Genomic DNA, 628 nt, shown 5'->3' with positions numbered 1-628 from the left:
ACTCGACTGTCGAGTTCGGCACCGGTGCGGAACTGGGCCCGGTGTCAGCCCGAGTGCAGCACCGGTGCGGGTCTCGCCACCTCGCCCCACCCGGTGAGGACGGCCGCCCCACCGCACCGCTCAGGCCACCACGCGCACCTCGGCCCGGTGTCCACCGGAGAGGAGCTTGGCGTCGCAGGTCACCAACGGTTGCCCGGTGATCTCCGCGAGCGCCACGTACGCCGCGTCGTAGGCCGACATCGCGTGGCGGAGCTCCCAGATGCGCGGCGCCAGCCCCCGCAGCGGTACCCGCTCCACCGGCCAGGCGAGGAAGGCGCCCAACCGGTTCAGGGCCACGCCCTCGGCGAGCTTGCCCCCGAGCACCTGGCCCCGCAGCGCCGAGGTGATTTCCACGTCGATGTGGTGCGGTGCCGTCACACCGCGCACCACCAGCCCGGAGAGGTCCGGCTCGGTGGTCCGCCCGAGCAGCACATTGACGGCGGCCGAGGCGTCGAGGACGGTCACTCGCCGCGCCCGGACCGCACGATGTCCACAGCCTGCCCGATGCGGTGGGTCCCCTCAGCGGCGCCGGCGCCACCACCGCCGCGGCCGGGCGGCCCGCTCCGCCTCCTCGTGCGCGCGGCGGGCC

Annotated in this window: 1 protein-coding gene; it reads right to left on the bottom strand. The window is 75.2% G+C overall.

Translation table 11 applies throughout. From position 1 onward, the window contains the following. Positions 1-120: 120 nt before the first annotated feature. Positions 121-504 carry a type II toxin-antitoxin system VapC family toxin gene (locus tag HMPREF3099_RS10605; protein ID WP_070705955.1) on the bottom strand — a complete coding sequence of 128 codons (384 nt, stop codon included), beginning with the start codon at positions 502-504 and terminating at the stop codon, positions 121-123. Positions 505-628 lie beyond the last annotated feature (124 nt).

The organism is Kytococcus sp. HMSC28H12 (assembly GCF_001816045.1).
Taxonomy (GTDB): Bacteria; Actinomycetota; Actinomycetes; order Actinomycetales; family Dermatophilaceae; genus Kytococcus; species Kytococcus schroeteri.
Note: the sequence above shows the minus strand (reverse complement) of the source record. Positions and strands in the feature narration are given on the sequence as shown.